Annotated in this window: 16 protein-coding genes; all 16 read left to right on the top strand. The window is 43.4% G+C overall.

The window, feature by feature from the left end; translation table 11 throughout:
- The first annotated feature begins 342 nt into the window (after nt 1-342).
- Entirely contained in the window at nt 343-1155 is an 813-nt protein-coding gene (locus HCJ54_RS07260; protein WP_185409173.1) for an MIP/aquaporin family protein, read from the top strand.
- Nucleotides 1156-1198: 43 nt separating this feature from the next.
- Complete coding sequence (glpK, locus tag HCJ54_RS07255; RefSeq protein WP_187137161.1) at nt 1199-2692, top strand: glycerol kinase GlpK; 1494 nt, start codon at nt 1199-1201, stop codon at nt 2690-2692.
- A gap of 238 nt (nt 2693-2930) precedes the next feature.
- Entirely contained in the window at nt 2931-4220 is a 1290-nt protein-coding gene (gene obgE, locus HCJ54_RS07250) for a GTPase ObgE (RefSeq protein WP_036066773.1), read from the top strand.
- Nucleotides 4221-4238: 18 nt separating this feature from the next.
- Nucleotides 4239-5096, top strand: a complete 858-nt coding sequence (pheA, locus tag HCJ54_RS07245; protein ID WP_187137160.1) for a prephenate dehydratase — start codon at nt 4239-4241, stop codon at nt 5094-5096.
- A gap of 159 nt (nt 5097-5255) precedes the next feature.
- Nucleotides 5256-5954, top strand: coding sequence for a YebC/PmpR family DNA-binding transcriptional regulator (locus HCJ54_RS07240; RefSeq protein ID WP_342354449.1), 699 nt, complete (start codon nt 5256-5258; stop codon nt 5952-5954).
- Nucleotides 5955-6032: 78 nt separating this feature from the next.
- On the top strand, nt 6033-6398 hold the full coding sequence (locus HCJ54_RS07235; protein WP_187137159.1) for a DUF4064 domain-containing protein: 366 nt from the start codon (nt 6033-6035) through the stop codon (nt 6396-6398).
- A 135-nt stretch (nt 6399-6533) separates the two neighbouring features.
- Nucleotides 6534-6677 (top strand): hypothetical protein, encoded by a 144-nt coding sequence (locus HCJ54_RS07230; RefSeq protein ID WP_187137158.1) that lies wholly within the window; start codon nt 6534-6536, stop codon nt 6675-6677.
- A gap of 77 nt (nt 6678-6754) precedes the next feature.
- Nucleotides 6755-7693: an L-lactate dehydrogenase gene (locus HCJ54_RS07225; protein ID WP_187137270.1), complete on the top strand. Its 939-nt coding sequence runs from the start codon at nt 6755-6757 to the stop codon at nt 7691-7693.
- A gap of 126 nt (nt 7694-7819) precedes the next feature.
- Entirely contained in the window at nt 7820-8422 is a 603-nt protein-coding gene (gene ruvA / locus HCJ54_RS07220; protein ID WP_187137157.1) for a Holliday junction branch migration protein RuvA, read from the top strand.
- Nucleotides 8423-8438: 16 nt separating this feature from the next.
- Nucleotides 8439-9440, top strand: a complete 1002-nt coding sequence (gene ruvB, locus HCJ54_RS07215; RefSeq protein ID WP_185409168.1) for a Holliday junction branch migration DNA helicase RuvB — start codon at nt 8439-8441, stop codon at nt 9438-9440.
- A gap of 14 nt (nt 9441-9454) precedes the next feature.
- Nucleotides 9455-10486 carry a tRNA preQ1(34) S-adenosylmethionine ribosyltransferase-isomerase QueA gene (gene queA, locus HCJ54_RS07210; RefSeq protein WP_187137156.1) on the top strand — a complete coding sequence of 344 codons (1032 nt, stop codon included), beginning with the start codon at nt 9455-9457 and terminating at the stop codon, nt 10484-10486.
- Nucleotides 10487-10573: 87 nt separating this feature from the next.
- Complete coding sequence (tgt, locus tag HCJ54_RS07205) at nt 10574-11713, top strand: tRNA guanosine(34) transglycosylase Tgt (RefSeq protein ID WP_036066779.1); 1140 nt, start codon at nt 10574-10576, stop codon at nt 11711-11713.
- Between the two features lie 34 nt (nt 11714-11747).
- On the top strand, nt 11748-12074 hold the full coding sequence (gene yajC / locus HCJ54_RS07200) for a preprotein translocase subunit YajC (RefSeq protein ID WP_185409166.1): 327 nt from the start codon (nt 11748-11750) through the stop codon (nt 12072-12074).
- A gap of 246 nt (nt 12075-12320) precedes the next feature.
- Nucleotides 12321-12602, top strand: a complete 282-nt coding sequence (locus HCJ54_RS07195; RefSeq protein ID WP_244966917.1) for a post-transcriptional regulator — start codon at nt 12321-12323, stop codon at nt 12600-12602.
- 70 nt (nt 12603-12672) lie between these two features.
- Complete coding sequence (gene secDF / locus HCJ54_RS07190) at nt 12673-14934, top strand: protein translocase subunit SecDF (RefSeq protein WP_187137154.1); 2262 nt, start codon at nt 12673-12675, stop codon at nt 14932-14934.
- A 135-nt stretch (nt 14935-15069) separates the two neighbouring features.
- A complete protein-coding gene (locus HCJ54_RS07185; protein ID WP_187137153.1) occupies nt 15070-15327 on the top strand; it encodes a hypothetical protein in 258 nt (85 codons plus the stop codon).
- Nucleotides 15328-15344 lie beyond the last annotated feature (17 nt).

Genomic DNA, 15344 nt, shown 5'->3' with positions numbered 1-15344 from the left:
AAAATAGTCTTTACACTAAACCGTACTTTTACTGTATAACCATGTTTATCCTCTCTGGATGTTAGGGTATAGTCATTAGACAAGTGCAATAAAACACAAGCGAACTGATGGGGCGAATGGGTTGACAGCGTTTTCTTGATATGGTTTAATAGCTTTAAGTTAATAAATTTGTCAGGAGAAGAGATGACAATCAAAACGTCAATAAGTCTGCTATTATGCAGGTCTTAGTTTTGATTGTCATTCTTTTTTTGAAATAAATGGAGAAAGGTTTACGGGCGTTTGTAACAAGGGGCGTGTTATGTTGCGGGTGTTTAGACCAAAAATCAAAAGGAGTTGGAATAAATGGACACAAGTATTGGCACACAGTTTCTAGGGGAGTTATTGGGAACAATGATTCTAATATTATTTGGTGGTGGCGTTGTTGCAGGCGTTTCACTAAAAGGCTCAAAGGCTGAGGCTGGCGGATGGATTGTCATTACAATCGCTTGGGGCTTGGCGGTAACAATGGGTGTGTATGTGTCTGGTTATATGAGTTTGGCTCACTTAAATCCGGCGGTTACTATTGGAATGGCTTTAGCAGGGAAGTTTCCATGGGCGGATGTTTTCCCATACATATCCGCGCAGTTTATTGGAGCATTTATTGGGGCAACATTAGTATGGCTACATTACTACCCGCATTGGGCAAAAACGGAGGATAAACCTACAAAATTAGGCGTTTTCTCCACAGCGCCAGCGATTCGCCATTATACATCTAACTTTTTCGGGGAAGCGTTGGGAACTTTTATTCTGATTTTCGGACTTCTGTCAATTGGGGCTAATAGCTTTTCGGATGGTTTGAATCCGCTAGTTGTTGGTGGATTGATCGTTGTTATCGGGATGTCACTTGGTGGAACAACAGGATATGCAATTAATCCAGCGCGTGACCTTGGACCGCGAATTGCGCACTTTGTGTGGCCGATTGCTGGAAAAGGTGGATCGGATTGGTCATATTCGTGGGTTCCGGTTTTAGGGCCGATTGTAGGTGGGGCACTTGGTGGGCTAGGCTATAATGCACTTATCAACGATGACTTCGGAATTTGGCTATGGGTATTTGTAGCTCTATTCCTTTTAATTTTAATTTTCACCATGCAACTCGACAAAAAACAAAAAGCGTGACAAAATGTAAGAGAATACCATACTCATTTAGGGGGATTTACCAATGGAAAAAAAATATATTTTAGCATTAGATCAAGGTACAACGAGTTCAAGAGCGATGATCGTAGACGAAACGGGCGAAATTATTGGGGTGGAACAGAAGGAATTCGAACAAATTTTTCCGAAGCCAGGTTGGGTGGAGCATAATGCGAACGAAATCTGGGCGTCCATTTTAGCGGTGATTGCGGGTGTGCTTTTGAAGACGAATATTTCGTCAAAGGATATTGCGGGGATTGGGATTACGAATCAGCGCGAGACAACAGTGGTCTGGGAGAAGGAGTCGGGAAATCCCATTTATAATGCTATCGTGTGGCAATCTCGTCAAACGGCGGACATTTGTAACCAGTTGAAAAAGGACGGTTATAATGACATTGTTCGCGATAAAACGGGTCTGCTAATCGACGCGTATTTTGCAGGAACGAAGGCGCGTTGGATTTTGGATCATGTGGATGGTGCGCAGGAGCGTGCGGAAAATGGGGAATTATTATTCGGAACCATCGATACGTGGCTTGTTTGGAAATTGACGGGTGGCAAGGCGCATGTAACAGATTACTCGAATGCATCGCGGACGCTACTCTATAACATTTATGATTTACAGTGGGATGATGAGTTACTTGAAATGTTAAACATTCCGAAAGTGATGCTTCCAGAAGTCCGTCAATCTTCCGAGGTGTACGGCACAACGGTACCATATCATTTCTTCGGTGAGGAAGTTCCTGTTGCAGGTATTGCTGGGGATCAACAGGCCGCGTTATTCGGACAAGGTTGCTTTGAAAAAGGTGAGGCTAAAAATACGTACGGCACTGGTTGCTTCTTATTGATGAATACGGGTGACAAAGCGGTCAAATCAGATACTGGCTTGCTGACAACACTTGCTTGGGGTATCGATGGGAAAGTTGAGTATGCGCTAGAAGGTAGTATTTTCGTGGCAGGCTCTGCGATTCAATGGTTACGCGATGGCATGCGGATGTTGCGCCATTCCGGCGATTCAGAAAATTACGCGTCTCGGATTGAATCATCAGATGGTGTTTATGTTGTCCCAGCGTTTGTGGGATTAGGTGCGCCGTACTGGGATTCTGACGTGCGTGGTGCAGTATTTGGCTTAACGCGCGGAACGGAGAAAGAGCAGTTCATTCGTGCGACACTCGAGTCCCTAGCTTACCAAACGAAAGACGTGTTGAATGCGATGGAAAAAGACTCTGGCATTGAGTTGAAATTGCTCCATGTAGATGGTGGCGCATGTGCCAATGACTTCCTGATGCAATTCCAAGCGGATATTTTGAATGTACCTGTTGAGCGTCCTGAAAATCGGGAAACAACCGTACTCGGAGCAGCCTTCTTAGCGGGACTTGCAGTTGGTGTTTGGAAAGATAGAAAAGAAATCAAAAGGCACTGGAAACTAGATAAGAAGTTTGAAGTAGAGATGAAAGAAGAAGAACGCGCTGCATTATACGGTGGTTGGAAAAAAGCCGTGAAAGCGGCACAGGCATTCAAGTGAGAATGCAGTTTCATGATTGAGGTTCTAAAAAAGCAAAATATCCATCACAAAGTTGGATTCAGAAGGGCCTAACACGATGCCATATAAATAGAAAGAGCCTAAACCATTTACACAAGGTTTAGGCTCTTTCTATACATGATAAATTCCCAAACCATAAAATATTTTCGAAAAAGGATGACTATGCAAGTAAAGTTAGTTATAATGAACAGATGATATAAAAATGGACGGGAGAATGATTATGTTTATAGATCAAGTCAAGATATATGTAAGAGCCGGTGACGGTGGGGATGGAATGGTTGCATTTCGTCGAGAAAAATTTGTTCCAAATGGTGGGCCAGCAGGCGGTGACGGTGGTAATGGCGGTGACGTTGTTTTTGAAGTAGACGAAGGATTGCGTACGCTTGTTGATTTCCGTTACCAGCGTCGTTTTAAAGCAGAGCGCGGGGAACATGGCATGAGTAAAAGTATGCATGGACGTGGCGCGGATGATTTAGTGATCAAAGTACCTCAAGGCACAGTGGTGTCGGACATTGATACAGGCGAGGTAATCGCGGATTTAGTGGCACATGGTCAGCGTGCGTTAATCGCTAAAGCTGGTCGTGGTGGACGTGGAAATAAACGTTTTGCAACACCTGCTAATCCTGCTCCTGAATTATCCGAAAATGGGGAGCCAGGGCAAGAGCGCACGATTCAATTGGAGTTGAAAGTACTTGCAGATGTAGGATTAGTAGGATTCCCAAGCGTGGGTAAATCCACATTACTTTCTGTCGTTTCTGCTGCTCGTCCAAAAATTGCGGCGTATCATTTTACAACCATTGTCCCTAACTTAGGAATGGTAGATACAGGTGACGGTCGGAGCTTTGTTATGGCGGATTTACCTGGCTTGATCGAGGGTGCTAGCCAAGGCGTTGGACTAGGTCATCAATTCTTACGTCACATTGAGCGGACGCGTGTTATTGTGCATGTGATTGACATGTCTGCTTCCGAAGGTCGCGTTCCATACGATGATTATTTAGCGATTAATAGCGAACTGGAACAGTATAATCTGCGTTTGATGGAACGTCCGCAAATCATTGTTGCCAACAAGATGGATATGCCGGACGCAGAAGAACAGTTGGCTATTTTTAAAGAGAAATTACAAGAGGATATTCCTGTGTTCCCGATCTCGGCGGTTACGAAAACAGGGCTAAATGCTTTGTTACTAACGATTGCGGATAAATTGGAAACAACGGCGGAATTCCCACTAGATGAATTGCTTGAAAAAGAAGAAGAGGATACAGTATTGTATAAATACCAAGCAGAAGCGCCTGATTTTGAAATTACGCGTGATTCGGATGGTACGTATGTATTAAGTGGTGAGAAGTTAGAACGACTATTTGCGATGACTAATTTTGAACGGGATGCTTCGATTCAACGTTTCTCTCGTCAATTGCGTGCAATGGGTGTCGATGATGCCTTGCGTAAACGTGGAGCAGAGGATGGAGATATCGTTCGCCTATTCGACTTCGAGTTTGAGTTCATCGATTAATAAAGGGGTGGCATTTGTATGAAAGTTGGTTATTTGGGGCCGGTTGCGACATTCACACACACGGCGGCGATTAGCGCGTTTCCAAAAGAGGAGACGGTCGCTTATACGACGATTCCTGATTGCATTATGGCGATTGAAAAGGGAGACGTAGATGTGGCGGTTGTACCCATTGAGAATACGCTTGAAGGAACGGTCAATATTACGTTAGATTATTTATTTCATATTTCTAGCGTGCCGATTGTGGCAGAAATTGTCGTGCCGATTGCGCAACATGTCATGGTCCACCCGAATAACAAAGATACGTGGCAATCTGTACAAAAAGTGATCTCACATCCACAGGCTATTGCCCAATGTCATACTTTCTTGCAGACGGAGCTCTATGGTGTCGAGCGCGAGACGACCCCTTCTACGGCGTATGCAGCGGAATGGGTAAGCAAGCATCCAGAGGAACTTGTAGCAGCTATCGCGCCTTACATGGCGGCTGAGGAGTACGAGCTTGCGATTGTGAAAGAAAATGCCCAAGATATCGAGCTGAATCAGACGAGATTCGTCGTTTTGAGTCGGAATCCGGTTCAGATTGCGTTGCCAGATCGCGAGGAGGAAAAAACATCAGTTAGCGTCATTTTGCCGAATAATATGCCAGGGGCGCTTCATAAAGTGTTAGCCACATTTGCTTGGCGCAACATCGACATGAGCAAAATTGAGTCCAGACCGCTGAAAACATCGCTCGGCGAGTACTTTTTCTTGATTGACTTACTTTCTGATGGCGAAGCACAATTGGTTCAAAATGCGCTAGAAGAAATCGCTCTTTTAGGTGGTACCACACGAGAACTAGGTACGTACCATGTATATCGCCTTCCTGTAAAAGTAAAATAAGAATATGTAGAATCACGTCAAAAACCGCGAAATGGTGTTGGCGTGTTTTTTTCTATCGTTTTCATTGAAGTTTCACGCTAACTAGGCTAGACTTTTAGGTAATAATTGGTTGAAAAGGAGTGGGAAACAGAGATGGCAGGACATTAGAAATGGAAAAACATTCAAGGTCGTAAAAATGCACAAGATTCGAAGCGGGCAAAAGTTTTTCAAAAGCTCGCGAAGGAGATTTTTGTGGCGGCGAAGGCTGGTGGGGATGTAAATACGAATGCGTCGTTACGGTTGGTAGTCGATAAAGCCAAGGCTGTGAATATGCCAAATGATAATATTAAACGTGCGATTGATAAGGCATCTGGAAATGCAAACGCGGAACATTATGATGAATTTACATATGAGGGCTATGGACCTGGTGGCATCGCGGTTTTGGTACATACGTTGACGGATAATCGGAATCGGACGTCGACGAATGTGCGTGTTGCATTCAACAAGAACGGTGGCAGTCTTGGTGAGACGGGAAGTGTCGCTTATATGTTTGATCGGAGAGGCTACATTGTGATTATGCGTGAAGGCCTGGAAGTGGATGAAGATACATTCATGCTAGAGGCGATTGAGGCTGGAGCAGAGGATGTGGAAATAAGTGACGAGGCCTTTGAGGTATATACGGAGGCCAGCGCATTTACGGAGGTCAAGGATGCGCTCCAAGCGGCTGGCTATACGTTTGTGACGGCAGAACTATCGATGATTCCGCAGGTCTCGAGTGAAGTTGATGAGGGCAAAAAAGAGCAGTTTGAGCGCATGTTGGATGCTTTGGAAGATGATGACGATGTGCAGGAAGTGTACACGAACGCGGCTGGTTATTAATGCGGACTTTACAGGGCATAGATATTAGTGTAATCTTGAGGCAAAGGTATGTCAATTTCGATAATAAAGGAGAACTTAATGAGTAGAACAGCAGAATTTGTGTTAGGATTAATTGGCGGGATTACTGGAATCATTGCGTCGGCAACAACGATTTTAGTCGGTTTGGCGATTACAGCTGCATCAGCGGTTACGTTAGAAAATATAGACGGTTTCTTCGGGATCGGAGCGCTAGCTATAGGTGTGTTAGTATTCCTCATGTCAGCGTTTGCGATTGTCGCGGCATGTTTGATTAAAACGAATCCGAAAGTTTGGGGAATTATTTTAATCATTATCGGTGGTGTCGGCTTTGTTCTGATCCAGCTTTTATGGATCGTACCAGGAGCATTGCTACTTATCTCAGGCATCATGTGTGTATCTCGTAAACCGTCATACGAAGATTTTTAAAACAATGACTTGCTTACTTATGTAGGCAAGTTTTTTTGTGTCAAAATTGTAAGGTTTAGTCATCTAAATCGCAGGAATCGGGGCTTGTTTTTTGATACTATGGGCTTATAAATAAGATGAATGGAGCGGATAAGAATGAAAAAATTAATCATAACGGGTGCAGTTTTAGGGATATTATTGCTAGGTTTGAGTAGCTATTTTGTGTACCAATTACAGGGCGTGGTGGCTAGCGCGAATGTGGTGCAATTGGAATTGGTGAAGTCGACGACGCAAAAATAGTGAATTTTATTGCTTTCTTTTCGAAGCGCTTCTGTGTAAAATAAGAGCAGGAATGATGGAGGGAAAGGATGATTGGATTGAAACCAAGAAAAGTAATGATTATCGGTGCTGGAAATGTTGGTTCGGCGGCAGCGCATGCCTTTGTAAACCAGAATATTTGTGAGGAATTAGTGCTCGTTGACTTGCATACAGAACGGGTGGAAGGGCATCGCAAAGATTTGGCGGATGCGGCGGCTTTTACGCACGGCATGATGAAAATTAGTGTGCGCGAGGCGAAGGAATGTCAGGATATTGATATTGCAGTCATCACGGTGACGGCTGGTGCTTTGAAAGAAGGACAAACACGACTTGATGAGCTAAAAAGTACGTCGCGGATTATTGCGAATATCGTTCCGGAAATGATGGCAAATGGCTTTGAAGGGATTTTTCTAGTTGCAGCGAATCCTGTAGATATTATTACGTATCAAGTTTGGCAGCTCTCAGGATTGCCGAGACACCGAGTGCTTGGGACTGGAGTATGGCTAGATACCACGAGGTTGCGTCGGTTGTTGTCAGAGCAGTTGGATGTGGCGCCGCAGAGTATTGATGCGTTTGTTCTCGGGGAACATGGCGATTCGCAATTCCCGGTGTGGTCGCATTCTTCGGTGTATGGCAAGTCGATCAATGCTTATAGTAAGGAAAAGTTTGGGACGGAGTTTGATCTAAAAGCGATCGGTGAGCGAGCACGAGACACGGGTTTTGAAATTTACCATCAAAAAGGATGCACAGAATATGGTATTGCTGGCACGATTGTAGAAATTTGTCGTAATATTTTCAGTGGCAGCCATCGTGCTTTGGCTGTTTCTTGTGTGTTGGATGGGGAATATGACAAACACGGTATTGCGATCGGAGTTCCTGCTGTTTTGGCCCAAGATGGCATTAAGGAAATTATTGAATTACAATTAAATGAAATGGAACAAGCGCAATTTGATGCCTCGGCAACGGTGATTGCGAATAATATTAAATACCTCGGATAGTTTTTCGAAACAGGTCAGTGTCTTTTAAATGAGATACTGGCTTTTTGTTTTACTTTTGATAGTACAAATGTTCTTTTTTATGCTATCATGGAAGGAGTGAATTTTATTTGATGGAGGGCATTTTCTTTGTATGAATATATTAAGGGTATTGTAACGGATATTTCTCCGGAGTATATCGTGATCGAAACAGGTCACATCGGTTATCAAATTATTACTGGAAATCCTTTTTCTTTCTCGAGTTTGGAAGGCAAGGAGACGAAAGTTTATGTATATCAACATGTGCGTGAGGATAATATTTCCTTATTTGGGTTTCAGACTTCAGAGGAGCGCTATTTGTTCAAGAAATTGCTCGGTGTGTCGGGAATTGGACCAAAGAGTGCGCTTGCAATCATTGCTGCGGGCGATCCGGTACCGCTTATTTCGGCGATTGAGGCCGAGGATGATGTCTATTTGACGAAGTTTCCAAGCGTTGGGAAGAAGACGGCACGCCAGATTATTTTGGATCTGAAAGGGAAGCTGGCGGATGTTGCGGCGGATCAGATTACGGTGCAAAAGGCGACGAAGGACATATCGGATGGCTTACCGCCTGCACTGGAGGAAGCGGTGTTGGCGCTTGAGGCTTTAGGCTACAGTACGCGGGAACTGAAAAAAGTATTGCCGAAATTGGAAAAAGAAGTGTTGACGAGCAACGATTATATTAAGTTGGCATTACAGCTCATGACGAAGTAAGGAAGGGGAATGTGATATGGAAGACCGCATCGTTTCTGGTGAAAATGTGAATCAAGAGGAAGTTTCCTTCGAGAAAAGTCTCCGCCCACAGACCTTGGCGCAATATATTGGGCAAGAAAAAGTGAAGCATAACTTAGCGGTTTTTATTGAAGCGGCGAAACAGCGGGAAGAAGCGCTGGATCATGTGCTGTTGTATGGGCCACCTGGGCTTGGGAAAACAACGCTTGCGATGGTCATTGCGAATGAGATGGGGACAACGATGCGTACGACGAGTGGTCCGGCGATTGAGCGTCCTGGGGATTTGGCGACGATACTTACGACGCTTGAGCCGGGGGATGTGCTATTTATTGACGAGATTCACCGATTGAATCGCTCGATTGAGGAGATTTTATATCCGGCGATGGAAGATTATTGCTTGGATATTGTGATTGGGACGGGTCCTACGGCGAGGTCGGTGCGCTTGGATTTGCCTCCGTTTACGTTGATTGGAGCGACGACGCGGGCTGGTCAGTTATCGGCTCCTTTACGAGACCGGTTTGGCGTGATTGATCATTTGGAATTTTATTCGGAGGAGCAGTTGACGGAGATTGTGACGCGGACGGCGGATATTTTGGATACGGCAGTGGAGAAATATGGTGCAGTTGAGATTGCGAGACGGTCTCGTGGGACACCTCGGATTGCCAACCGATTGCTAAAACGAGTGCGTGACTTTGCGCAGGTTCGTAGTGATGGGTTAGTGACGGAAGGTTTGGCGCGTGAGGCGCTGACGCTTTTGCAAGTGGATCCGCGTGGTTTGGATACGATTGATCAGCGATTGCTGACGACGATTATTGCCTCATTTCGTGGTGGACCGGTTGGCTTGGATACGATTGCAGCGAGTATCGGTGAGGAACGCGAAACGATTGAAGATATGCAGGAACCGTATTTGTTACAAATTGGCTTTTTGCAGCGGACGCCGCGCGGAAGACTCGTGACGGATGCAGCATATGAGCATTTAGGATTAACGAAAAGTGAATGAAAAGGTGTGTCGGGATGAGAGTAGAGGATTTTGATTTTGAATTACCAGAGGAATTAATTGCGCAGACGCCATTGCTTGATCGGACGTCGAGTCGGTTGATGCTATTGAATAAGGAGACGGGCGCGATCGAGGATAAGCATTTTCCAGCGATTTTGGAGCACCTGAACGCTGGCGATGCACTTGTTTTGAACGATACGCGAGTGTTGCCGGCGCGGCTTCATGGAGAAAAAGCAGAAACAGGCGCGCATATGGAGGTTTTGTTGCTGAAACAAACGGAAGGCGATGCTTGGGAAACGCTTGTGAAACCAGCGAAGCGCATTCGAAAAGGGATGCGTATTCAGTTTGGCGACGGCGAGCTTTCGGCGGTTTGCTTAGAAGAGCTGGAACACGGCGGTCGAATTTTGCAATTTGAATATAGTGGTATTTTTTATGAAATTTTGGAGCGGTTAGGCGAAATGCCTCTACCTCCATATATTAAGGAGCAGCTGGCGGATCAGGATCGCTACCAGACTGTTTTTGCTCGTGAAAATGGCTCAGCGGCAGCGCCAACAGCTGGTTTGCACTTTACGCAAGATTTGCTGGAACAGGTGCGCCAAAAAGGTGTGAAAGTGGTGTTTTTGACCTTGCATGTAGGATTGGGAACGTTTCGGCCGGTAGATGTGGAAGATACGGCTAATCATAAGATGCATTCCGAATTTTATCGTTTAACGGCAGATGCTGCAGAGGTTTTGACAGATGTGAAAGCAAGCGGTGGTAAAATCATTGCGGTTGGTACGACGTCGATTCGAACATTGGAAACGATTGCCACGAAGTTTGACGGAAAACTGCGGGAAGATAGTGGTTGGACGGATATTTTTATTTCGCCAGGCTATGAGTTTAAGGCCGTTGATGCGCTAATTACGAATTTTCATTTGCCGAAATCGACGCTAATTATGCTTGTGAGTGCTCTTTCTGATCGTGCGAAAATTATGACGGCGTATGAGCATGCGGTTGCGCAAGAATATCGATTCTTTAGTTTCGGCGACGCGATGTTTATTTATGCTTAATTTATTTTTTTACTAGAAAAGACTTGTTTTTCAGTGCTTTTTTAGATATGCTATGATGTGGATATAACAAATAGAAAGAGGTAGAAAATGGCTGCGATTACCTATGAACTAATAAAAACAGATAAACAAACAGGTGCACGTTTGGGCAAGATACATACGCCGCACGGTTCGTTTGATACACCTATGTTTATGCCAGTTGGAACGCTTGCAACAGTTAAAACGATGTCTCCTGAAGAGTTAAAAGCGATGGGTTCTGGTATCATTTTGAGCAATACGTATCACTTGTGGTTGCGACCTGGTGAAGATTTGATTGAAGAAGCTGGTGGTCTTCATAAATTTATGAACTGGGATCAGGCGATTTTGACGGATTCTGGCGGTTATCAAGTGTTTAGCTTGAGCGATATGCGCGATATTAAGGAAGAGGGCGTCCATTTCCGCAATCATTTGAACGGGGACAAACTGTTCCTTTCACCGGAGAAAGCGATTCAAATTCAAAACTCGCTAGGATCGGATATTATGATGTCGTTTGATGAATGCCCACCGTATCCAGCAACGCATGATTATATGAAAAAATCAATTGAGCGAACGTCTCGCTGGGCTGAACGTGGCCTAAAAGCACATGCTCGTCCACATGATCAAGGTCTTTTTGGGATCGTACAAGGTGGTTCGTATAAAGATTTACGTGAGCAGAGTGCCCGTGATCTTGTATCGATGGATTTTCCTGGTTATTCGATTGGTGGTTTATCGGTTGGTGAGCCCAAAGACATTATGAATGAGGTGTTAGAATATACAACACCATTGTTGCCAGCGAACAAGCCGCGTTATTTGATGGGAGTTGGTTCTCCTGATGCACTTATCGATGGCGTCATTCGCGGTATTGACATGTTTGACTGTGTCCTTCCGACGCGTATTGCGCGAAACGGGACGTGTATGACAAGTCAAGGTAGGCTCGTTGTTCGAAACGCTAAGTTTGCACGTGATTTCCGACCAATCGATGAAGCTTGTGATTGTTATACATGCAAAAATTATTCGCGCGCCTACATTCGTCATTTGATTCGTTGTGATGAAACATTTGGAATTAGGCTTACCACTTATCATAATCTACATTTTCTGTTAAACTTAATGGAGCAAGTTCGCGAAAGCATCATGAATGACCGCCTTGCTGATTTCCGGGAAGAATTTTTTGAGCAGTATGGCCTTAATGGTCCGAATGCGAAAAATTTCTAATATAGAATAAAAATGAAAGGAGCTGAATAAAAACATGGCAATGTTAATACCTTTATTATTAATGATCGTATTGTTCTACTTCTTGCTTATCCGCCCACAACAAAAACGTCAAAAAGAAGTAAATTCGATGCAAAGCAGTTTGGCTAAAGGCGATAAAATCATTACTATCGGAGGATTGCACGGTACAGTTGTAGCAATTGAAGATGGCAATGTTGTACTTGATTGTGCTGGAAGTGAACTAACTTTTGATCGCAATGCAGTTCGTACTGTTTTAGCGAAGGCAGACGCAGTTGAGGAAGAAGTAGTTGAAGCGGAAGTGGAAGAAGTAACTGAAACGGAAGTAGATACAGAGAAAAAATAAGCTTTTCTTTTCTTGAAAAACAAGCCATGGATTAAATTCCTTGTATTGGCTTGTTTTTTCTTATAAATATACGGGTATACAGAAATATCGCTAGGCAAAAAAAATGGATTTTAGAGGAAAGAGTGACTACTTTGTGGGGGCACTCGGAATAAAGATTTCGTTTTTTTGAAGATTATGCTTCCCATTTACTGCATAATTAGATAAAATGAATCTATGTTGTTTGAAAAAGAAGGTGTGAGAATGAGGATGGGATCCGACAAAGAATGGTATAGCCAATTAGAAACGGCAATTTTAATTAGAGTAGAAGATTTTAAACTTATGGGGTATCGTGAAATTAAAGCGGAACATATTTGGTCTTTTTTGGTTGAAGTTGTTTGGAAGGGTCAAGAGAATCCGCGTTTGCATCAACGCATTCACGACATTTTACAAATGAAAATAGCATCATTAATGGACTTTATAACAATCGGACCGTCAGAGGACGAAGCGAATGTTGATACTTTATCGCTTCAACTGGATGGTCAAGAGTAGCATTCTACATAGCGTAATGGCATCTTTAAAGGTGTCTGTTGTTAGTAGATGAGGGAGGAATTAGAAAGAAATGATAAAGAAGAGTAAGATAATTACATTTTTCCTGATCGTCGCAATTATTTTTGGAACAGTCATTCTCACTGCAAAACCCGTCCTAGATAAAATTAATCTTGGGCTTGATTTGCAAGGTGGGTTTGAGGTACTTTACCAAGTAGAACCGGCGGATGGAAAAAGCAAAGTAACCAATGAAACGCTGAAAGAAACAGTGGCAACATTGGATCAACGTATTAATACTTTAGGGGTTACAGAGCCTGTTATTACTATCGAGGGTGGAAACCGTATTCGTGTCCAACTCGCGGGTGTAACTGATCAAACAGAAGCACGAAAAATTCTATCCACGCAAGCAGTCTTATCGTTCCGTGATGCTAACGATAAACTGATGATGGATGGTAGTGATCTTGTACCAGGTAGCGCCAAAGCTGTTACGAACGACAAAAATCAAGCAATCGTTACGTTGGAAATGAAAAGCAAAGATAAATTTGCGAACGTAACAAAAACTATTGCTGCAAAAGCGCCAGACAATCAATTGGTTATTTGGTTGGACTGGAAAGAAGGTCTGAAATACAAAACAGAACGTGTGAAAGAAAAACCAGCTTTCCTTTCTGCACCAAACGTAGATCGAGAATTGGATACGAAGAAAGTAGAAATCTCGGGTAGTTTTACAATGGATTCTGCGAAAGAGCTAGCAAACTTGCTAAACTCTGGTGCGCTTCCTGTTAAATTGACCGAAGTTTATTCCACATCTGTTGGCGCACAATTTGGGCAAGATGCATTGTCTGAAACCGTTGTTGCTGGACTAGTGGGTGTTATTGCAATCTTCATCTTCATGATGGCGGTATACCGTTTGCCAGGTATTATTGCTTCCATCACTTTAGTTGCCTATACGTATATCGTATTGCTCATTTTAGGTTTGTTAAATGCAACCCTTACACTACCAGGTATTGCCGGATTAATTCTCGGTATTGGTATGGCGGTAGATGCCAACGTTATTACCTACGAGCGAATAAGGGAAGAACTCAAGGTTGGTAAATCCACGAAAACAGCCTTCGATACAGGTGGGAAAGAATCCTTCAGAGCTATCTTTGATGGAAACATTTCGACGCTGATCGTTGCTGGAGTTCTTTTCTACTTCGGGTCAAGCTCGATTAAAGGTTTCGCGACCGTGTTAATTATTAGTATTTTAGTGAGTTTCCTAACAGCTGTTTGGGGCTCAAGAGCACTTATGGGGCTTCTTGTAAGCAGTAATGCGCTGAACAACAAGCCAGGACTGTTTGCTGTGCGTCGTAAGGATATCCATGACTTACATGAAGGCAAGCAAACATTCGATTTGAAGACGCATTTTGATAAATATGATTTTGTAAAACATCATCGTGCGTTCTTAACGACTTTTGCGGTCATTGTTGTGATCGGGATTGTGATTTTATCGGTGTTCAAGTTGAATCTCGGTATTGATTTTGCGAGCGGGACGCGTGCGGAAGTAACATCCACACAAGCATTGACCGAAACGCAGATCAATAAGGATTTGAAGGAAATCGATATGCCATCTGATGATGTCAATTTCCAAAACAATAATAAAACGGCCGTTATTAGTTATAAGGGTGCTTTAACGCAGGACGAAATTGCGAAGTTTAAAACGCATTTCAAGAAAGCGTACGGAACAGACCCGAATATTAGTACGGTAACGCCGACAGTTGGGCAGGAACTCGCGAAAGATGGTCTATGGGCACTAGCAATTGCTTCGCTCTTAATCGTTGTTTATATCGCGTTCCGATTCGAACTATCGATGGGGGTTGCAACAATTCTTTCGTTACTGTTTGATGCGTTTATTATCTTTATCTTCTTTAGTATCTTCCAGCTTGAGGTTGATTTAACATTTATTGCGGCGGTGCTGACCGTCATCGGTTACTCGATCAATGATACAATCGTTACGGCGGATAGGATCAGGGACGTTTCCTACAAAATGGGACGTTTCAAAAAACCAGAGGATATCTCATTTGCGGTTAATCATGGTTTACGCCAAACATTCATCCGTTCGATCAATACGATTTTGACGGTGTTATTCACGGTTATCGCTTTAATCATCTTCGGTAATGAGTCGATTCTGAACTTCTCGATTGCGCTATTAGTTGGATTAGTTTCTAGTGTATTCTCTTCCATCTTCATGGCTATGCAATTGTGGTATGTATTCAAGAAACGCGAATTGAAGAAAAAAGGCGTTATTCAAACACAGAAGAAGAAAAAACGTTCAAGAACAGACCAACCAGTCGTATAATCTGTGATAAGCGGATTTTCGGCAAGACTTAGCTAAAATATGTCTAATGCCGAATGTTACCTTATCTGACTAGTATTTTTCAGGTAAGGCAAGCATTCGGCGTTTTTTATGGTGATAAAGGAGAAAGATAGGCAGATGATTTGGCAGATTGTAGTGATAGCAATTGGTATTGGGATTTTCGTACTCGGCTTGTTTTATTCCAAAAGATGGCATGAGAATTGGTCAGATGGTGGCGGTCCTGATTTTGACGGTTGGGATTCATTCTTTATATCCATTATCTTGGGGGCTATTGTCATCGTATTAGGAATTTTGCCGTGGTATGTGGTGAAGTCGTTGCTTCTTGTTGGTGGCTTAGCGCTTGTTTATGCGGCGATTTGGGTGTTTTCATTTTAGGAGGAAGTAAAGTGAAT

The organism is Listeria grandensis (genome assembly GCF_014322885.1).
GTDB lineage: Bacteria > Bacillota > Bacilli > Lactobacillales > Listeriaceae > Listeria_A > Listeria_A grandensis.
Note: the sequence above shows the minus strand (reverse complement) of the source record. Positions and strands in the feature narration are given on the sequence as shown.